General features: G+C 66.1%; 19 protein-coding genes. 12 read left to right on the top strand and 7 right to left on the bottom strand.

Annotated elements, in window-relative coordinates:
• Position 1: 1 nt before the first annotated feature.
• Positions 2–562: a hypothetical protein gene (locus G6N58_RS15745; RefSeq protein WP_115278080.1), complete on the top strand. Its 561-nt coding sequence runs from the start codon at positions 2–4 to the stop codon at positions 560–562.
• Here the strand turns inward: G6N58_RS15745 and G6N58_RS15740 are convergent.
• Positions 543–1,493 (bottom strand): helix-turn-helix transcriptional regulator, encoded by a 951-nt coding sequence (locus G6N58_RS15740; protein ID WP_115278081.1) that lies wholly within the window; start codon positions 1,491–1,493, stop codon positions 543–545. The two genes, G6N58_RS15745 and G6N58_RS15740, sit on opposite strands and share 20 nt — an antisense overlap.
• Before the next feature lie 61 nt (positions 1,494–1,554).
• Between G6N58_RS15740 and G6N58_RS15735 the strand changes: the two genes are divergently transcribed.
• Both G6N58_RS15735 and G6N58_RS15730 read left to right on the top strand, forming a co-directional pair.
• Positions 1,555–2,079, top strand: coding sequence for a DinB family protein (locus G6N58_RS15735; protein WP_115278082.1), 525 nt, complete (start codon positions 1,555–1,557; stop codon positions 2,077–2,079).
• A gap of 1 nt (position 2,080) precedes the next feature.
• Positions 2,081–2,686 carry a DinB family protein gene (locus G6N58_RS15730; protein WP_115278083.1) on the top strand — a complete coding sequence of 202 codons (606 nt, stop codon included), beginning with the start codon at positions 2,081–2,083 and terminating at the stop codon, positions 2,684–2,686.
• On the opposite strand, the gene G6N58_RS15725 is transcribed toward G6N58_RS15730, so the two are convergent.
• Positions 2,652–3,092 (bottom strand): hypothetical protein, encoded by a 441-nt coding sequence (locus tag G6N58_RS15725; protein ID WP_147289309.1) that lies wholly within the window; start codon positions 3,090–3,092, stop codon positions 2,652–2,654. The two genes, G6N58_RS15730 and G6N58_RS15725, sit on opposite strands and share 35 nt — an antisense overlap.
• 155 nt (positions 3,093–3,247) lie before the next feature.
• Here G6N58_RS15725 and G6N58_RS15720 point away from each other — a divergent pair, with 155 nt between their 5' ends.
• The 9 genes from G6N58_RS15720 (at position 3,248) to G6N58_RS15680 (ending at position 14,547) form a co-directional block, all read left to right on the top strand.
• Complete coding sequence (locus G6N58_RS15720) at positions 3,248–3,700, top strand: DUF5994 family protein (RefSeq protein WP_115278085.1); 453 nt, start codon at positions 3,248–3,250, stop codon at positions 3,698–3,700.
• On the top strand, positions 3,688–4,794 hold the full coding sequence (locus G6N58_RS15715; protein WP_115278086.1) for a zinc-binding metallopeptidase family protein: 1,107 nt from the start codon (positions 3,688–3,690) through the stop codon (positions 4,792–4,794). Before G6N58_RS15720 ends, G6N58_RS15715 begins: the two co-directional genes overlap by 13 nt.
• Positions 4,795–4,806: 12 nt before the next feature.
• The gene (locus G6N58_RS15710; protein ID WP_115278087.1) at positions 4,807–6,159 is read left to right on the top strand and encodes an ABC1 kinase family protein; all 1,353 of its coding nucleotides are present in this window, start codon (positions 4,807–4,809) and stop codon (positions 6,157–6,159) included.
• A complete protein-coding gene (locus tag G6N58_RS15705) occupies positions 6,160–7,101 on the top strand; it encodes an alpha/beta fold hydrolase (RefSeq protein WP_115278088.1) in 942 nt (313 codons plus the stop codon).
• A gap of 99 nt (positions 7,102–7,200) precedes the next feature.
• The gene (locus tag G6N58_RS15700) at positions 7,201–8,076 is read left to right on the top strand and encodes a cyclopropane mycolic acid synthase family methyltransferase (RefSeq protein WP_115278089.1); all 876 of its coding nucleotides are present in this window, start codon (positions 7,201–7,203) and stop codon (positions 8,074–8,076) included.
• A gap of 99 nt (positions 8,077–8,175) precedes the next feature.
• Positions 8,176–9,057 carry a cyclopropane mycolic acid synthase family methyltransferase gene (locus G6N58_RS15695; protein WP_115278090.1) on the top strand — a complete coding sequence of 294 codons (882 nt, stop codon included), beginning with the start codon at positions 8,176–8,178 and terminating at the stop codon, positions 9,055–9,057.
• A gap of 191 nt (positions 9,058–9,248) precedes the next feature.
• Positions 9,249–12,506 (top strand): YncE family protein, encoded by a 3,258-nt coding sequence (locus G6N58_RS15690; RefSeq protein WP_115278091.1) that lies wholly within the window; start codon positions 9,249–9,251, stop codon positions 12,504–12,506.
• Between the two features lie 101 nt (positions 12,507–12,607).
• The gene (locus tag G6N58_RS15685; RefSeq protein WP_115278092.1) at positions 12,608–13,300 is read left to right on the top strand and encodes a YciI family protein; all 693 of its coding nucleotides are present in this window, start codon (positions 12,608–12,610) and stop codon (positions 13,298–13,300) included.
• Between the two features lie 2 nt (positions 13,301–13,302).
• Complete coding sequence (locus G6N58_RS15680; protein WP_115278093.1) at positions 13,303–14,547, top strand: RNA polymerase sigma factor; 1,245 nt, start codon at positions 13,303–13,305, stop codon at positions 14,545–14,547.
• On the opposite strand, the gene G6N58_RS15675 is transcribed toward G6N58_RS15680, so the two are convergent.
• The 5 genes from G6N58_RS15675 to G6N58_RS15655 all read right to left on the bottom strand — a co-directional run bounded on the left by G6N58_RS15675 (position 14,516) and on the right by G6N58_RS15655 (position 19,952).
• Entirely contained in the window at positions 14,516–15,091 is a 576-nt protein-coding gene (locus tag G6N58_RS15675) for a hypothetical protein (protein ID WP_115278094.1), read from the bottom strand. The genes G6N58_RS15680 and G6N58_RS15675 overlap by 32 nt on opposite strands.
• A 358-nt stretch (positions 15,092–15,449) precedes the next feature.
• Entirely contained in the window at positions 15,450–16,955 is a 1,506-nt protein-coding gene (locus G6N58_RS15670; RefSeq protein WP_115278095.1) for a sugar transferase, read from the bottom strand.
• A 224-nt stretch (positions 16,956–17,179) separates the two neighbouring features.
• Positions 17,180–17,707, bottom strand: coding sequence for an arsenate reductase/protein-tyrosine-phosphatase family protein (locus tag G6N58_RS15665; protein WP_115278096.1), 528 nt, complete (start codon positions 17,705–17,707; stop codon positions 17,180–17,182).
• A 75-nt stretch (positions 17,708–17,782) separates the two neighbouring features.
• Positions 17,783–18,733 (bottom strand): glycosyltransferase, encoded by a 951-nt coding sequence (locus G6N58_RS15660; RefSeq protein ID WP_115278097.1) that lies wholly within the window; start codon positions 18,731–18,733, stop codon positions 17,783–17,785.
• A gap of 94 nt (positions 18,734–18,827) precedes the next feature.
• Positions 18,828–19,952: a nitroreductase family protein gene (locus tag G6N58_RS15655; protein WP_147289310.1), complete on the bottom strand. Its 1,125-nt coding sequence runs from the start codon at positions 19,950–19,952 to the stop codon at positions 18,828–18,830.
• Positions 19,953–19,958 lie beyond the last annotated feature (6 nt).

Genomic DNA, 19,958 nt, shown 5'->3' with positions numbered 1-19,958 from the left:
CATGCCGCCGCGAAACGATGACCTCCGGGACGCGCTCAAGCGCGCAGCGTCGGCCTTCAAGGCGCACGGACCGGAGTTCGCCCTGGCGGGCAGCTACGCACTCTGGGTGCACGGCGGTCCGGAACCGGTGCACGACGTCGACTTCATCGTGGCCGAGCCGGACGCCGAGGCTGCGGCGCTGACGTTGGAGAAGGCGGGCTTCACCATCGAACGCACCCCGGAGGACTGGCTGTTCAAAGCGTGCATCGAGGACGACTTCGTGATCGACGTGCTGCACCAGCTCAACGGGGTGCCGGTGACGGCGGCGTCGCTGGCCGCGGCACAGGAGACCGACGTGCTGGCCATCCGCATGCCGGTGATGCCGCCGACGGAGGTGGTGACCGAGAAGTTGTTGTCACTCAACGAGCATCACTGCAATTTCGCGAAGTTCCTCCCCGCGGCCCGAGCGGTGCGTGAGCAGGTGGACTGGACGTCGGTGCGCCGCACCACCGCCGGGCATCCGTTCGCTGAGGCGTTCCTGTTCCTGACCGACCGCCTGGGTGTCACGGCACCGCCGCAGTGAGCCGCGCCGCCATCGCGGCGGCCCCGGCTATCACCTCCGGCGGGCCCAGGATCTCGAACGGCTGCCCCACCATCGCCAGGAACAGTGGGATCCGCTCCGGGTCGTCGGCCCCCGCACTCACCAGGCAGGTGTCCGGGCCGTCGGCTTCCACGGTTGCCGCTGACGGCGAGAAATGCTGTTCCACAATGTCTTTCGAACAGAAATAGCGCACTTTGGCCACATAGCGGTAGGAGTTGCTGCTGATCGCGCGGCTGACGTAGCTGGCAGCATCCGGCGCCTCGCGTGGCGTGAACGTGGTGCCGCGGGCCAGCACCTCACTCATCCGGTCCAACCGCAGCGTGCGCCAGTCGTCGCGGTCGCGGTCCCAGGCCAGCAGATACCACCGTCGCCCGGTCGTGACCAGGTGATAGGGCTCCAGCCGGCGGGAGGTCTCGTTGCCGCGGATGTCGGTGTAGGCGGCGTCGACGTGTTCGTGGTCGCGGCAGGCGCGCGCCAGCGCCATCAGCGCCTCGGGTTCGACGGGGGTGTCCGAGCCGGCGGTCAAGGTCGTCGTCGCCTCGTGCACGGCGGACACCTGCGAGCGCAGCCGGGCCGGCATCACCTGGTCCAGCTTGGACAGCGCACGCAACGCCGATTCGCCCACGCCCGCCACGCTGCCGCCGGCGGCCAGGCGCAGGCAGACCGCCATGGCGACGGCCTCGTCGGGGTCCAGCAGCAGCGGCGGCAGGGCCGCACCGGCGCCCAGCTGGTACCCGCCGCCGTGGCCGGTGCTGGCGTGCACGGGATAGCCGAGTTCGCGCAGCCGTTCGATGTCGCGCCGCACGCTGCGGCCGGTGACGCCCAGGCGCCGGGCCAGTTCCTCGCCAGTCCAGACGCGGCGGGACTGCAGCAGCCCCAGCAGCTGGAGCACCCGGCCGGTGGTTTCGGACATGCCCCGAGTCTGCCGCACTTCTAGGACCGAAACTGTCCTAAAGGGGTGCGACGCTGATCGCATGACAGCTCGAAGCCTCACCGACCAGCTGGTCTTCCAGCTCGATCTGCACTGGCAGAGCGCGCTGCGACCCCGGCTGGCGGGATTGACCGACGACGAGTACTTCTTCGAGCCGGTGCCCGGGTGCTGGACCCTGCATCGGGACGGCTCGGTCGATTTCAGCTATCCCCCGCCCGAGCCGGCGCCGTTCACCACCATCGCCTGGCGGATGGCGCACCTGATCGTCGGCGTCCTGGCCGCGCGCACCCACAGCCATTTCGGTGGGCCGCCCGCGGACTACCAGAGTTGGGACTACGCCCCCGACGCCCAGACCGCGCTGCGGCAGCTCGACGACGCCTACCGCGGCTGGATGGACGGGGTCCGAGCGCTCGACGACGACGCCCTGGCCCGTCCGGTCGGTTCGGCCGAAGGCGACTGGGCGGCCGAGCCGATGACCACGCTGGTCCTGCACATCAACCGCGAGATGATCCATCACGGAGCCGAAATTGCCTGCATCCGTGACCTTTACGCACACAAGGAGAACTGACATGCCCGCCATGCCCCCGCCCATCGCCGACGAGCGCGCCGGACTGCTGGAGTACCTCAAGGCGCAGCAGTACGCGTACCACGCCATCGCCTTCGGCCTCACCGATGAGCAGGCCCGTCAGACGCCGACGGCGAGCGCGCTGTCCATCGGCGCGCTCATCAAGCACATCACCAGCTGCCAGCGCAGCTGGATGCAGCGGGTGGCCTCGGCCCCGGAGGGCACGCCGTCCGACGGCAGATCGATGGAGGAGCTGTCGGCCGAGTACGAGAACGAGTTCGTGATGCGCGAGAACGAGACGCTCGCCGACATCCTGGCCGCGTTCGATGCCGGCAACGCCGAGGCCATCCGGCTGATCGAGACCGTCGACCTGGCCGCGGCCGTGCCCGTGCCGCACGACGTGCCGTGGTTCCCCAAGGACGTTTCGGCGTGGTCGGTGCGCTGGGTGCTGTTCCACATGATCGAGGAGTTGGCGCGGCACGCCGGCCACGCCGACATCATCCGCGAGAGCATCGACGGCGCCACCCTCTACGAGCTGCTGGCCGGCCTCGAGGACTGGGAGCCCACCCCGTGGCTCACGCCGTGGGGCAAGCAGCCGGTGAGCGGCTGAGCGTAGCCGGCCCGTCGAGATACGCGGTCACCACGTCGGGCATCGGGAAGCCGCGCTCCAGATCGTCGTCCTGCCGGACGCCTCCGGGCATCAGGTCCAGCACCGCTTCCCGGTGTGCACGCGGCACCTCCGCCGACCGGTGATCCACCAGATCGGCACGCACGTCCGGTGCGAGCCGGGCCCACCAGTCGTCCAGACGGTGCCTCTCGTCTTCCAGCCGGTTGGCCTCGAAACTCTTGAGCAGCCAACGCAATTGGTGTGTTTCGCCGCGGTGGGTCGACGTGGTGTGGGCGGCGATGCGGCGCGCCGCCGTACTCGGAACATAACCGTGCGGATTGGCCAGCAGAGCAGCCCGCTCGGCCCGGTCGAGTCGGGAAAACCACGAAAGGGTTCGGTCTCTGCGCATGAACCTACGGTACGCACCGACGACGCCGGTCACGTCGAGCGCTGTGTGCGCGTACAGTGGTGAGCAGGCGGTATTTCGCATACGTGACCATTCGAGCCGTGTCGTCGCCGATCATCACAGCCCGGCTGATTTCCGGTCTAGACAGGAGCGTCGTCATGACGCCACCACAGCTACTCGACGATGTCCACCAGCACAGTACCGCCCGGTTGCGCTTGAAGCCCAAGGGCCCGCAGACCGGCCTTGTCGACGGGGCGTGGTGGCCCGAAAGTGCCTGCCTCGAGAAGGAATTGCCCGATCTGGTGGCAGTGCTGTCGGTCCGGCTGGGCCCTGTCGAACGCGTGCTCTACAACCTGCGCAGCTGGGCGGACGTGCCGCGCAAGATCACCTGCAACGGCCAGGTCCTGCGCCTGGGTGGCTACCGGCGCCAATCGATGGACACCATCGAGGTCATCGGGCGTCGGGCGCGGCTCACCCTGCTGGTGGTGCCGCCGGCGACCAGCCCCGAGGATGCCCACACCGCCATGATGGCGGCAGCCGGCCGCGAGAATGACGCAACCACGGCCGAATTGCTCGGTGAGCGCCCCGACCTGGACACATGCGCGACCTGAGGTGCGGGCGATGCGGGCAGCATCTCACCTTCGAGAACTCGATCTGCCTGTCGTGCGGCAGCAGACTGGGCTTCTCCCCCGAGGCGGGAGTGCTGCTCGCGATACCTGATGCAGCCGGCCTGCCCGGCGAAGTGGTGCTCGCCGGCCAGTACAGTCTGTGCGCGAATCTGGATGTGGCCGGCTGCAATTGGCTTGTTGCCCTCGACTCCGCCGGCGCCGGAAGTCTCTGTCGATCCTGTCGGTTGACGCGCACCCGGCCCAATGACGCCGACGTCTCAGCCATGACCCAGTTCGCCTCGGCAGAGCGTGCCAAACGACGCCTGATCGCCGAACTGATCGAACTCCAGCTGCCGATCGTGGGCCGTGACACCGACCCCGAATTCGGGCTGGCCTTCGACCTGTTGTCGAGCAGCGTCGAGCCGGTGACCACCGGCCATGAGAACGGCGTCATCACCCTGGATCTGGCGGAAGTCGACGACGTGCACCGCGAACGGGTGCGCACGTCGATGGACGAGCCGTATCGCACCCTGTTGGGCCACTTCCGTCACGAAACCGGGCACGCCTACTTCCATCGGCTCGTCGGTGCCTGGCCCGCCGCGTCGGCCGAGTTCCGGGGGCTCTTCGGCGATCCGGATGCCGACTACCAGGCCGCGCTCGATGCCCACTACACCGCCGGCGCCGGCCCGTGGCAGGAACACCACGTCTCGGCGTACGCCGCCATGCACCCGGCCGAGGACTGGGCGGAGACGTTCGCCCACTATCTGCACATCCGCGACACCCTCGACACGGCGGCCGCGTTCGGCCTGGCCCCGGCCGCGGCCGGCTTTGACCGGCGCAGCAGCACGTTCGACGATCTCATCGCCATGTGGCTGCCGCTGGCGTGGTCGCTGAACATGGTCAACCGATCCATGGGACGCGAGGATCTCTACCCGTTTGTGCTCGCTCCGGCGGTGCTGCGCAAGATGGGCTTCATCCACACTCGTGTGACAGATGTCAACAACGTGACTGCGCTCACGATGGCCCATGAGCAGGGCGAACACCCGGGCCGCGAATTACTTAGCACATCACCGTTGGGCTCAGACCAGCAGATTTGAGAGACTCCAGGTATGAGTTCAACCAAACACCGCGAGGTGGCCAAGCTCGACCGGGTGCCGCTGCCCGCCGAGGCCGCCCGCATCGGCGTGACGGGTTGGCAGCTCACCTGCGCAGGCGCCCGCGTCGTATCCAAGTTGAAAGCCCGGGGAACCTGGCAGTCGAAGGTCATCAAGGAGATCCCGCAGACCTTCGCCGACCTGGGCCCCACCTACGTCAAATTCGGCCAGATCATCGCGTCCAGCCCCGGAGCCTTCGGCGAACCGATGAGCCGCGAGTTCCGCGGCCTGCTGGATTCGGTGCCGCCGGCCGACACCGCCGAAGTGCATCAGCTGTTCAAGGAGGAGCTGGGCGACGAGCCGCAGAACCTCTTCAAGCACTTCGAGGAGACGCCGTTCGCCAGCGCCTCGATCGCGCAGGTGCACTTCGCCACGCTGCACTCCGGTGAAGACGTGGTGGTGAAGATCCAGCGCCCCGGCATCCGCCGGCGGGTGGCCGCCGATCTGCAGATCCTCAAGCGGTTCGCCCAACTGGTCGAGGTCGCCAAGCTGGGTCGGCGGCTGTCGGCGCAGGACGTGGTGGCCGACTTCGCCGACAACCTGGCCGAGGAGCTGGACTTCCGGCTGGAGGCGCAGTCGATGGAGGCCTGGGTCAGCCATCTGCACGCTTCGCCGCTGGGCCGCAACATCAAGGTTCCCGACGTGCACTGGGCCCTGACCAGCGAGCGTGTGCTCACCATGGAGCGGGTCTCCGGGGTACGCATCGACGATGTCAAGGCCATCAAGGCAATGGGCCACGACGGCACCGAGCTGGTCAAGGCGCTGCTGTTCTCCACTTTCGAGGGCGGGCTGCGGCACGGGCTGTTCCACGGCGACCTGCACGCCGGCAATCTCCTGGTCAACGAGCAGGGGCAGGTGGTGTTCCTGGACTTCGGCATCATGGGCCGCATCGACCCGCGCACCCGTTGGCTGCTGCGTGAGCTCATCCACTCCCTGCTGGTGAAGAAGGACCACGCCGCCGCAGGCAAGATCGTCGTCCTGCTCGGCGCCGTCGGCACCGTCAAACCGGAAGCGCAGGCAGCCAAGGACCTGAAGTCGTTCGCCGAGCCGCTGAGCATGAAGACCCTGGGCGACATGTCGTATGCCGACATCGGCAAGCAGCTGTCCACGCTCGCCGAGGCCTACGACGTCAAGCTGCCCCGAGAACTGGTGCTCATCGGCAAGCAGTTCCTCTACGTCGAGCGGTACATGAAGCTGCTCGCGCCGACCTGGCAGATGATGAACGACCCGCAGTTCTCCGGCTACTTCGCCAACTTCATGGTGGAGGTCAGCCGGGAGCACCGCACCGATCTGGACGAAAAGGTCTAGATGGACATCCGCAGCGGTTACGCCAAGTCCGGCGATCTGGACATCTACTACGAAGACCTCGGGCACCCGGACGATCCCGCTGTCCTGCTGATCATGGGCCTGGGCGCGCAGCTGCTGCTGTGGCGAGATGGCTTCTGCCAGAAGCTGATCGACCGCGGGCTGCGGGTCATCCGCTTCGACAACCGCGACGTCGGGCTGTCCAGCAAGCTGGACGGGCAGAAGGCGGACACCAACCAGTACGCCAGCATGGCGCGCTCACTGGTGGGCCGCCCCAGCCCGGCGGTCTACACCCTGGAAGACATGGCCGACGACGCCGCCGCGGTGCTGGCGCATCTGGGCATCGGCAACGCGCACATCGTCGGCGCCTCGATGGGCGGGATGATCGCGCAGGTGTTCGCGGCCCGGCACGCCGGCACCACCAATTCGCTGGGCGTCATCTTCTCCAGCAACAACCGCGCCGCGCTGCCGCCCCCGGATCCGCGGGCGCTGTTCGCCGTCATCAAGGGGCCGCGACCGGACTCCCCGCGTGAGGTCATCATCGACAACGCGGTGCGCGTCAACAAGATCATCGGCAGCCCCGGCTACCCGACCCCGGCCGAGACGGTGCGCGCGGACGTCATCGCCGGGTACGACCGCAGCTTCTACCCCTGGGGAGTGGCCCGGCAATTCGGCGCCATCCTGGGCAGCGGCAGCCTGCTGCGCTACAACCGTCAGATCACCGCGCCCACGGTGGTGATCCACGGGCTGGCGGACAAGCTGATGCGTCCGGCCGGCGGGCGGTCCATCGCGACGACGATCCCGCGCGCCCGGCTGGTGCTATTCCCCGGCATGGGGCACGAGCTACCCGAGCAACTGTGGGACCAGATCGTCGGTGAGCTGGGCGTGACGTTTGCCGAGGGCGCGTCGGCGCCACGCTCGGATGCGCTCGGTTCTGCCGGCTGATCCACGAGAGGTAGAGTCCGACTCGGCATCGGGGTGGTTGTTGGTTTCGGGGAAACCTGATGACCGGCCTCTGGGACTCTCAGAAGGGCGCAAGCCGATATGGCGAGAAAACTGAAACCGCACTTCGCAGATGTGCAGGCCCATTACGACCTGTCTGATGAGTTCTTCGCACTCTGGCTGGACCCGTCGCGCACCTACAGCTGCGCGTACTTCGAGCAGGACGACTACACCCTGGAGCAGGCTCAGCGCGCCAAGGTGGACCTGGCACTGGGCAAGCTGGGTCTGGAGCCGGGTATGACGCTGCTCGACGTGGGTTGCGGCTGGGGCGGCACCATGATGCGCGCCATCGAGAAATATGACGTCAACGTCATCGGGCTGACGCTGAGCAAGAACCAGAAGGAACGGGTGGAAGAGGTGTTCGCCGCCTCGGACAGCCCGCGTACCAAGGAGGTGCGGCTGGAGGGCTGGGAGGACTTCAACCAGCCCGTCGACCGCATCGTGTCGATCGGCGCGTTCGAGCACTTCGGCCGGGACCGCTGGGACGACTTCTTCACCAAGGCCTACGACGTGCTGCCCGAGGACGGGGTGATGCTGCTGCACACCATCACCGCGCTCACGATTCCGCAGATGGCCGAACGCAAGATCCCGCTGACGTTCTCCGTCGCGCGGTTCATCAAGTTCATCCTCACCGAGATCTTCCCCGGCGGGTACCTGCCGACCATCGAGCTGGCCCAGGAGCACGCGCAGAAGGCCGGGTTCACCGTCACCCGCACCCAGTCGCTGCAGCCGCACTACGCCAAGACCCTCGATCACTGGGCCGCCGCGCTGGAGGAGCACAAGGACGAGGCCATCGCCATCCAGTCCCAAGAGGTCTACGACCGGTACATGCACTACCTCACCGGCTGCGCGGATGCGTTCCGCAAGGGTTACACCGATGTTTGCCAATTCACGCTGGAGAAGTCGGCGTCGAAGTAGGGTCCTTCACCTGCACAACGCTATGGTGAGGGGCTAGTTGCGGTTGTCCTGGAAGGGTTGCCAGGCGCGCTGGGTAGGAAAGGCCGAGTAAGCACACACATGTCTGACAAATCCGCAGGTACCAAGGACCTGACACCTCACTTCGAGGACATCCAGGCCCACTACGATCTCTCGGACGATTTTTTCGGGGTGTTCCAAGACCCCACGCGCAAGTACAGCTGCGGCTTCTTCACCGGGCCCAACGCCACGCTGTCGGAGGCGCAGATCGCCAACGTCGATCAGCACCTGGATCGGCTGCAGCTCGAGCCCGGCATGACGCTGCTCGAGGTGGGCTGCGGCTGGGGCCTGACCCTGCAGCGCGCGGTGGAGAAGTATGACGTCAACGTCATCGGCCTGACGCTGAGCAAGAACCAGAAGGCCTACTGCGACCAGCTGCTGGCCAAGATCGACACCGCCCGCACCTTCGACGTCCGCCTCGAGGGCTGGGAGCAGTTCGAGGGCTCCGTCGACCGCATCGTGTCCATCGAGGCCTTTGAGCATTTCGGTTTCGAGCGCTATGACGCCTTCTTCAAGACCTGCTACGACAGCCTGCCCGACGGCGGCCGGATGACCATCCAGAGCAGCTGCGGGTACCACCCGAACGACCTGATGGCCCGCGGCAAGAAGCTCACCTTCGAGCTGGCGCGCTTCGCCAAGTTCATCGGTGAGGTGATCTTCCCCGGTGGCCGCATCCCGACCACGAAGATGATGGTCGAGCACGGCGAGAAGGCCGGCTTCACCGTGCCGGAAGTGCTGTCGCTGCGCAATCACTACATCAAGACGCTCGGCATCTGGGCGGCCCGGCTGGAGCAGCACAAGGACGAGGCAATTGCCGCCGCGGGTGAGCAGTCGTACAACGACTACATGCGCTACCTCACCGGCTGCCAGTACTACTTCGTCGATGAGGCGCTGGACGTCAGTCTGGTCACCTACGTCAAGTAAGCCCCGACCTCCGGCGCGAAAACTGACGCTCGCGCACAGAAATTTGCCGCAAAATCTTTCGGCAAAGTAAATAACCTGGCTATCGGTGGTTTGCCAGAGTTATGCTCCTGGCGCCGAGGCCCGTTCGCATGAATTGAAAAGGCCGTTCACGCAGTCGGCCTGCACAGTTTGCGCCGGGAGGGCATGCGAGCATGGGTTACGCGCGATACATCGGTCGGGTGGGAGCGCTCGCCGTGGCGTTGGGCATCGGAGTTGCTGTCACCAACAACCCCGCTGTGGCTCTGGCGGACGATGCACCCTCGTCCACCTCGTCGTCGACGGGTGCGGACTCCCCCGGCACGGCATCCGACCCGGAGCCCGCTGCGGATCCTGACGACGGCGGTGCGGATTCACCCGACGCGGACACCACCGACGAGGACACTGACGACGAGGATGACCCCGCCGAGGACGACGACGACGCGACCTCTGAGGACGGCAGCGCCCCGGTCGCCGACGACAGTGATGACGACGCCAGTGATGACGACGCCAGTGATGACGCAGACGAGTCGACCACCGACGTCATCCGGCCGGAAGCCGCCCCGTCCGATCGGCACGAGCAGTCCGAGGATGAGCAGGGTTCGACTGCGGTGCAGGAACTTTCCGAATACGAGCGGCCGGCGGAGGACTCCCCCGATACCGAACCGGCCGAAGAGCAGGACTCCGGCACCGTGCGGACCGCCGGCTACTCGGCGGAGAACGTCGACACCACCGCCGAGACCCTGACCGCGCCGCCCGCGCCGGTCCTGACCGCTCAGACGGCGGCCGTCGTCGGCTCCGCTGTCGCAGCCAACCCCATCCAGACTTTTGTCAGCAGCGTGCTGTCGTGGTTCGGCTTCGCACCGCAGGCCGCCGGCACCGCGCCGGCCGCCCCAGCCGGAAGCCCGGCGGCGTGGGCCATCCTGGCGTGGCTGCGAAGGGAATTCGAGTACACCCTGTTCAACCGGAGCCCTGTAGTGGACCCCGTCAAGACCGGGCAAACACCCACCGGTGAGGTCATCGGCACGCTGAACGGCAAGGACTTCCAGGGCGCGGCGCTCACCTACTCCGGCAGCGGCACCACCCCCAAGGGATCGGTGGTCGTCGATCCGGTGACCGGCGCCTTCACCTACACCCCCGGCACCGAACTGGCCGCGGTCGGCGGCACCGATACCTTCACGGTCACCGCGAGCAATACCGCGGCCTACCGGCTGCCCGGAGTCGCGGGCATGATCCAGGGTGTCATCCATCAGGGTGCGCAGTTGCTCGGACTGGCGCAATCGGACACCACCTCGATCATCGTCGAGGTGGCCTACGACGTGAACGGGCTGACCGTGATCAGCGAGATCCGCACGGCGGGAACACCTGTCGGCCTGGTGATGAGCGCGGACGGCACCCGCGCCTACCGCACCTCGGAGATCTACGACGCCACGACGGGTGAATACCGCACCCGGGTCACGGTCGTCGACACCGAAACCGGTGCTGTCCTGGGCACGCCGATCACTCTCGTTGGCCAGCCCGGCGACTTCCGGGTGAGCAAAGACGGCACCCGCGTGGTCCAGACCAGCGAGGCGTACCACGAAGACACCGACGATTACACCACCACTGTGGTGGTGATTGATTCTGCGACAGGCGATCTGGTGGGCTCCCGCTTCGTCATCGAGGCACACCGGGCCGGGCACCTGCAACTCAGCGATGACGGCACCAGCGCCTTCCAGACCACTCAGACCTTCGACGAGACCAACCGCGTCTGGTTCACCGAACTCACCGTCATCAACACCACCACCGGCACCCTGGTCGGCAACCCGATCGTGGTCGACGGCTCATTCCGCATCCACACCAATGACCGGTTGAGCCGTGAACCGCTGACGTTCAGCGCGGACGGCACCCGTGCCTACATGGTGACGCAGAACCTGGGCTCCGGCGTCGACGCCACACAGCCGCAGAAATCCACGCTGGCCGTCATCGACATTGCCACCGGCACGCTGGTCGACGCCCCGGTCACCATCGAGGGGCACCCTGTCGGCCCCCTCGCGGTGAGCAAGGACGGCACCCGGGTCTACGCGGTCACCAGGGTGGACATCTACTTCACCAACACCGCGACCGCCAGGGCGGCCGTGGTGGATGCCCACACCGGCGCGCTGATTGGTGATCCGTTGGTGCTCAACGGTTATGCCGTCGAGGACAGCGGGTCACCTGATACCGAGCCGGTGCTGTTCTTCAGTCCCGACGGCAGCCGCGCGTTCGTGTCCACCAATGTGTGGGATCCTGTGACGTTCGCCGAAACCACGCGAGTGGCGATGTTCGACGCCACCGACGGAACCCTGTTGCACACCACCGTCCTGCAGGGCCGTGCGCGGGGTACGCTGCAGCGTTCCACTGCTGATCCCACCCGCTTCGTCCAGCTCACGGTCACCGATTTCGGCACCAGGATCGAGCCTGCGACAACACAATTGGCGACCATCAGCGCCGTCGACGGCACGCTGATCGGTACCGCGCAGACCCGCGGCATCGACGACAACGGTTTTCCCATGCAGTTCAATCCGGGTGGCACCCGCGCGTACCTGTTGACGGTCCATCGGCGCGGTGACCAGCATGAGGGCCCCGCCGATGCGCAGAGCCTGTACCTGACGGTGATCGACACCGCCACCGGGCAGTTGGTCGGGGCGCCGATCGAGCTGCGGGTGGCCAAGACCCTCGAGGACGGCAATGGGTCGGTGCAGTTCAGCGCCGACGGCACCCGCGCCTTCCAGCTGGTGCAGGAGAGGACATCCTCGGACGTGGACTGGTCCACGCGCATGCTGGTGATCGACACCGACACCGGCGCGCTGCTCAACACCGTCGAGCTGCCGGGCCCCCTGGTGGGGCATGGCCAGGACAGTGACGAGGGCCACCGGGTGTACCTGACCACCGCCACGAAGCTGATCGTGATCGACAGCGCGACCGGCGCGCTGGTGTCTGCGACTGCACTGCCGGGCACCCCGGTCGCCGAGATGACATTCAACGGAAACGCCGGTGACCCCGGGTATCTCGCCGTCTCCAGGACCGTGGCCGGGCACACCGAGACCGTCGTGTTGGTCATCGACACCGTGACCGGCAGCATCACCGACACCTGGGCCCCGCAGGCGGGGCGGCTTGTAGCGGGGTCCGCACCGGTGTTGAGCCCGGACGGCAGCCGCCTGTACGTCGTCACCTCGGTGCACCATCAGGACACCGATACCTATACCGCTGTGGTGGCGGCCTACAGCACCGCCCACGGCGCGCTGATCGGCACCCCCGTCACGGTGCCCGGCCCGCGCAAGGGGCCGCTGCAGGTCAGCGCCGACGGCACCCGGCTGGTGCAGCCGGCCACGCTGCAAGATCCCGGGACCGGTGACTGGGTCAGCGCGCTGGTGGTGATCAACTCCCACGCCGCGGCGCCGGTGGTTGTCTGAAACTCGTCCGAGAACGCTGTCGGATCTGCAGAGCGCTGTTCGTCAAACAGGTAGAGAGTGCACCATGAGGGTGCACTCCTTGGCTGCGAGGACGGACGATGATGCACTATCTGGCAATTCTGCGGGGACCTGAACCCACCGGCGAGTACGACGCTGCCGCCGCTGAGGCGATCATGGCCGAGTACGCCCACTTCAGCGCTACGGCCGGGGATGCGATTCGAGCCGGGGACGCGCTGGCTCCGGCGGCGGAGGCGGTCCGCATTGCCGGCGGGGTGGTAACCGACGGCCCCTTCGCCGAAGGCGCCGAAATCGCCGGTGGCTACTACGTCTTCGAGGCGGACAACCTCGACGACGCCCTTCAGCTGGCCCGCGGCATCCCGGCGTGCAAGGTCGGCGGCGTCGAGGTCTGGCCGATGGTCGAGTGGGAAGCCCCGGCAGGTCCGGTGGGTGCCGACTGGCTCGCCTTGCTCCTGGAACCCGCCGGGGCGGAATTCCCCGAGCCCGGGACCGAGCAGTGGGACGCCGACGTGCGCGAGCACGAGAAGTTCGGCCAGGCCTGCGGCGCGCACATCCTGGGTGGCGCGGCACTGCATCCGCCGTCGACGGCCACCACGGTGCGGGTGCGTGACGGTGAGGCGATCATCACCGACGGCCCGTACGCCGAAGGGGCTGAGGTGGCCGGCGGGTTCTACCTGCTGCGGGCCGCCGACCGGGACGAGGCCGTCGCGGTCGCCGCGCAGATCCCGGTGTCGGTGGTCGAATTACGGCAACTGGCCAACATCTCCGTGTCCTAGCCGTGGTCGAGCTGAACGGCGTTTTCCGCCGCGAATGGGGTGCCACGGTGGCGGCGCTGGCGCGCTGGTGCGGGGACCTCGGTGTGGCCGAGGACGCCGTCCAGGAAGCCTGTGCCGAGGCGTTGCGCGCGTGGCCCCGCGACGGCGTTCCGGACAACCCGGGCGCCTGGCTGCTGACGGTGGCCCGCAACCGGGCGCGTGATCGTCTTCGTCGCGAATCCCAGCGCCCTGCCAGGGAATTCACTGCCGCCCGGAATGAGGCGCTGATGCGGATGGACAGCACCGACCCGCACCCGGTGCGCGATGACGAGCTGCGAATGATGTTCACCTGCGCCCACCCGGCGTTGGAGCGGTCCTCGCAGCTGGCGTTGACGCTGCGGCTGGTGTCGGGGCTGACCGTCGCCGAGATCGCCCGGGCGTTGCTGCAGAACGAGGGTGCGGTGGGGCGGCGAATCACCCGCGCGAAGAACAAGATTCGCACCACCAACATCCCGCTGCGGGTGCCGCCGGCCGAACTGTTGGCCGAGCGCCTGCCCCACGTGCTGTCGTGTGTGTATTCGGTGTTCACCGAGGGCTACTGGTCCACCGGCGGGCCGTCGGCCGTGCGCGACGAACTGTGTGATGAAGCGCTGCGCCTGTCCGCGGAGCTGTGCGCCCTGATGCCCGGCGATCGCGAATGCCACGCGCTGGCAGCACTTGTGCTGTTGCATGATTCACGGCGGGCGACGCGGGTGGACGCTGCCCGTGCGTTGGTTCCGCTGGACGAGCAGGACCGGCGGCACTGGGACCGCGCGAAGATCGCGCGCGGACTGGACCGGCTGCGTACCGCCGCCGGGTCCGCCGGCCCCTATCTCCCCCAGGCTGTGATCGCCGCCGCGCATGCGTGCGCCCCCACCTGGGAGCAGACGAACTGGGTGACCATCTGCGCGGCATACGACCGGTTGGTGTCGATGACGGACTCCCCCGTGGTCCGCGCCAATCGCGCCTTGGCTCTGGGCTTCCGGGACGGGCCCGCTGCGGGCTTGGCCGCGGTGGAGCAGGTGGCCCACGATCCCCGGCTGGCCCGGTCCAATCTGGTGCCTGCGGTGCGTGGCGACCTGTTGCGCCGGGCCGGCCGCTACACCGAGGCCGCCGAGAGTTACCGGCAGGCGCTGGAACGCAACACGTCCGAACCGGGCCGGCAGTTCCTGCGGCGGCGTATCGCCGAGTGCAGCGTCAATCCAGCACCGTCTCGTAGGCCGCGATAGCGCGATCGAGCTCGTCGCCGTCTACCGACGCCGGCGCCCGGAATACCGCCATGCGTCCCACCAACTGCACGAAGTCGGCGAAGTCGGCGATCACGTGGTCGGCAGGCCGATCGGTGTAATCGTCGACGAGCATGGTCCAGCCGTGAGTGTGGCGCAGCATCCGGAGCGTCTTGAGGGCGCAGGCGACGCGGAACCGGCCGTCAACCAGGATCAGGTCCGGCAGCCGACCGTCGGCCAGGCACTGTGCTGGCGGGTCGGAGTAGCGCCGGAACTTGTCCAACCGCGCAGGGGTACTCGCGCCGACCGGGCGTCCCCAGGGCCCGGTCACCCCGATGTCGGCGTAGGTGAAGGTCTGCCCGTCGGGGCGCCCATAGCCGTCCCCGTCGATCTTGGCGCGCACGGCATCCAGGAAGACACGGTCGGAGTCAACGGCGATGAACTCGACGCCCAGCTTCGCCGCCGAGTACGTGGAGCCCCCGGTACCGAACTCCAGATACCCGTTTGGAGTCGGCCAACCGCTGCAGAAACCAGCGCGATGTGTCATCGGTGTCGAAGCACGGACTCTCGCCGATCCGGATGCCGGAAAACCTTCTCCGACAACGGAACTTGGCCAACTCGAGATCCACCACAGCCGCCCCCATCGTCATCACGGTCGTCAGCTACTCGTCTTCGGCAAGGCCGCGGACGTCGTTGCGATGGGGAGACAATACCTGACACAAATGATTTTGGTGTTCTGACAACGACTTTCGCCGCCGAGCATGCGTCGACCGATGGCCCTGCTCTCGATGTTCCGCGACCCTTGAGCTGCTCAGCAAACTCGTTTGGACAGCTGAAAAGCCCGTGGTCGAGCGACGACGATGATGAGGGACTGCTTCGGCGAAAATTGTCAGCGACGAATCAGATCAGTATGCGCCAGAGCTTGTGAACACGGCGCGCACCGTCTTCACGGCGATCACCATGTCGGAGATCATGGTCCAGTTCTCGACGTAGAACATGTCGAGGCGAACCGAGTCCTCCCAGGAGAGGTCGGAGCGGCCACTGACCTGCCACAGTCCCGTGATGCCGGGCTTCACCAGCAGACGCTTCTTGGCGTAGTCGTCGTAGGTCTTGACCTCACTGGCCAGCGGCGGCCGCGGACCCACCACGCTCATGTCCCGCTTGAGGACGTTGATGAACTGCGGCAGCTCATCGATGCTGAACTTGCGCAGGAACTTGCCGACCGGCGTGACGCGGGGGTCTTCCTTGATCTTGAAGAGCACCCCGCCTTCGCTCTCGTTCTGGTCGGCGAGCTGGCTGACCAGTTTGTCCGCGCCCTGCACCATGGTGCGGAACTTGATCATCTCGAACGGCGTGCCGTCGATGCCGATGCGCTCGGAGCGGTAGAACACCGGGCCCCGGCTGGTCAGCTTGATGGCCAGGGCGACCACCAACAGGATCGGCGATGCGGCCAGCAGCACCGCGCTGGAGAACACGACATCGAACAGTCGCTTTTCGAAGCGCTTGGCACCGTGGTACTGAGGCTTCTCCACGTGGATCAGCGGCAGGCCGGCGACCGGGCGCATCTGCAGGCGCGGGACGGCGACGTCCACCACGCCGGGTGAGACCAGCAGGTCGATGTTGAGCCGCTCCAGTTCCCATGACAGGTCGCGGATGCCGCGGCCGTCCAGGCGCTCGGTGGCAGTAACGGCCACGGCCTGGCAGTCGGTGGCGGCCACGGCGGCGGCGATATTGGATTCGTCGCCGAAGGCGCGGACGGTGCCGACACCCGGAACGTCGATGAGCTTGCGATCTTCCGGGCCGCAGACGCAGGCCCCGACCACGCGGTACTCCGACCACGGCTCGCGAGCCAGCGCCTGAGTGAAGTCCCGGACCGCCGGCGCATTGCCGACCACCAGAACGCGGGTGATGCACTCGCCGTTGGCGCGGGCCTTGATGACCTGCTTGCGGGCGAGCCAGCGGAACACCGTGAGGATCGCGATGCCGGTGGGCAGCGCGATCATGAGGTACCCGCGGGCGATCTCCAGCTTGAACAGCATCGAGATGACGGCGACGGCACCGAAGGTCGACAGCGTGGCGAGGACAACCCGTCGGTACTCCTCGGTGCCTGAGCCGATGATCCGCGTGGAGCGCGACCGGTTGATCGCCAAGGCCAGCATCCAGCCTGCAGCAATCGCGATGGAGACCTTGGTATAGCTCTCGAGCTGGAAAACTTCCTCGGTTGCCGGCAACTCACCGAAGCGCAGCCACTGGGCCAGGCCAATTGCGAAAATCACACCAAACGCATCAACAACGATCAGCCGGCGCGCGTAATCACGCTGCCACCCGGGTATCTTCCCGCGGCCAGGATCAGTCGCGCCCCTTGGGCCGATGTTTGCTGGGTCGCGTAGTCGGTCGTGTACCGCCGTCATACTTCCCCCCGAACGATTGGCCCCTGGGCTGCAACATTAGCCCACCGCTTCACAAATTCTCAAGGCGAGCACAGTATTCGCTCAGGAAAATTAGCACGGCGGCGACCAGGATTTCGACGTGACCGGCAAGAATTCACGCCCGCGTAACCAAGCGCGGTAGCGGGAATCCACCTAGATCGAATGACGAGTTCTAGAAGCAAACACCTGAGGCGGTCCAAGCCCGGTCAGTCGGACGACGAACGGGCACACAGCTTCATGACCGGAGGCAGGAGTGTGGCGATCTGAGCACCGACAGACTCGAAGACTGCAGCGTCCAGCCCGATGGGGTCCTGCACGTCTGCAAGCTGTTGTGTGGGGGTGCGCGGCCTGAGCAGCGGTAGATCCGCGATGGTGGCGGCATCCGGATGCGCGGCTATGGCGGCGGCCTCGGCCAAGGTGAAGGTCCGCTTGAGCAATCGAGGCGCAATGCCCAGGACCTTGTCCCGGTGCCCGCGGGTCATGGCGAGCACCAAGTCTGCCTTCGACGCGAGCTTCTCAGAGAGCTGTCGGGCCGTGAAGTCGGACGGATCGCCGCCGAGCTCCTCCAGCACCACCGCAGCCTTCTCGTGAATGGGATGGCCGATCACCGCACGGGTACCGGCGCTCGAGGCAACGAAGTCAGGGATGCCGAGTTCGGCGGCGTAAGCCGCGGCCAGTCGTTCGCCCGTCGGCGACCGGCAGATGTTCCCCGTACACACAAATAGGACGTGCAGCGGACACTCCTCGCCTCACTTCGATCAGGTCAACGTCATATCACTACCGGACGGCTCGCATGGGTTCACTCCACCTCAGCCGCAGCGACTACCCGGCGCCCTCGCGTCCCCAATCGTCTGGATTAGTGTGCGGACCTGACGTTCGAATTCTTCTTCCGTTTTGGACCGCAACGTCTTGAGTTCCGCGATGCACACTTCTCGCGTACGCAGTACTTCTTCCAATCCTGCACGAATCGAATCAGGCTCGTTGGCGACGTAGACGGGCGCAGTGTCGTACAAGTAGCGCGTAGTTTTTGTATCACTGATGACTGCCGGGACCTCGAAGGCCATGGCTTCGGCCATGCCACTCAACTGGGTGAGTTCGCGTGTAGTCAGGACAAGTACCGCCGCTGCGTGAGCGAACAACTCGTTAAAGTCCGCCGTCGGCAAATAACCGGGCACGCTCAGATTGGGCGGCAGATGCGACGCCAACGCCGGGTCGATCTTTCGCGGGTCACCGGTCAGGACGAACCGCTGCGTGGGCATTTGCCGTATCGCAGACAGAGCTTCCTCGAGCGGCTCATCGGTGTGGAGACTCCAAGGAAGCAAGACATAGCTTTGACTCTCGAGTTTCAGACGCTTTAAAGTCTCATCTCCTTGCGCTGCGTCAGGATCGGCACTCATGATGCCTGTCCGTAGAACTACTGGCTCCAAGTCGAAGCTCTGGGCGGCCAGTGTTGCGACGTGATCGTTGTGCGCTAGGACGGTAGCTCTCCGCAGCAAAGCCCCAGTCAGGGGCCACCTTCCCCAATGCTCCATGATGGCGGCGTTGTGGCAATCGACGACGAGCGGGATCCTGGCGATCCGGACATAGAGCGCACAGACATACAGCGCTGGCGTAGGCGGTAGTTGAAGGATGACGAACGTCGGGCGCCGTTTCGACAGCAGCAATAACGTCCGGAACGCCTTGACAAAGTAAGACAGAACTTTGGCGTACCGGTTCGCGCCTTCCCATCGAAGATGGAAGAAATGGACGTCCACTCCCATACGTGCACCCAGGACCGCGGCCCGGCGCTGGAATCGAGTCCATGCGATGAAAACCCCACCTTCGACTACTGCGGGGTGATCAGGTTTCACGTCCTCAGCCCGCACGGTTGTAGCTCCGAACCCGATCCAGAGCGAGTTTTTGCGAGTACGGAATGAGGCCTTCCGGGTCCGCGTACCCTACGGCGATGAGCATGATGACTCGCTCATCGGGCTCAAGACCAAGCAACTTCGCCATTGCAGACTCCTGGGGCTCCATGTCGGGCCAGTTGATGGCACATGAGCTCAAACCCATGGTTTCGAGCGCGTAGATGAATGACATCGCTGCCAGCGAGCCGTCGATGTAGATGATGTGGCGATCTCGGTGGTTGGCGTATGCCCGCTGCCTGCCTATCAGAACCACAACCGCGGGAAAGTTGTCGCTGAAGCCACGCGTGCCCATCGGTACGGCCGCGACCTTCTTCACCAACTCCGGCTCGTCGAAGATCCTGAACTCGTATGGCTGGCGATTGCACGCGCTCGGCGACAAGGACGCAGCGGCGACAGCCTTGTCAAGCGAGTCCCGCGGCACCGCTTTTGGCTCGAACCACCGGACCGACCTTCGCCGCCAGCTCAACGCGAGAAAGTCTTCGTAGGAGACTCGCGCCGATTCGAGACTCGAGAACGGGTAGGGGACGAGCTCTTTTTGAGACTCCGGGACGCGGTCGGGCTCGCGGTAGAGAGCTCTCGCCTCGAGAAAGACCTCACGTGCGCTATCGGTCACCGGGCTGCTGTCCACGGCATCGAAGTACGCCCCAAGAACGTCCGTCACCCAATTCAGTGACTGCAGATCGACTTTCGACAGATCTGCGTCGTGACTCAACCGCTCGACCTCGGTTCGGTAGGCGGAAACTGTCTGACCGATGTAGTCGAGCGCGAACAGCGAGCGACGAGGTCTAGAGATCAAGCCCTTCTCGATGCGGTGTGCACTACGTCGGAGGAAATAGGTCGCGCCGGTGGCTCCCTGCAAACTCTGGTTGAACATTCTGCGGCCGTAAGCCACCGCATAGAACTCCCTGCGGAACGGCGACACCCAGTTTCCGAAGTACAGGTAACTGAGCAACCGCGATTTCCCAGCAGTGCGCATGGCTGCCGCCTCGGCGCGCCCGTTCCACCGGCGCGCAACGTCAACATATCGAGACGGCAGGTATCGCTTCACGCGTTTCCGGAAAGTCAGTGCCACGAGAGA

This window comes from Mycolicibacterium tokaiense (genome assembly GCF_010725885.1).
Classification (GTDB): Bacteria; Actinomycetota; Actinomycetes; order Mycobacteriales; family Mycobacteriaceae; genus Mycobacterium; species Mycobacterium tokaiense.
The sequence above is the reverse complement of the archived record's forward strand: the minus strand, read 5'-3'. Positions and strand labels throughout refer to the sequence as shown.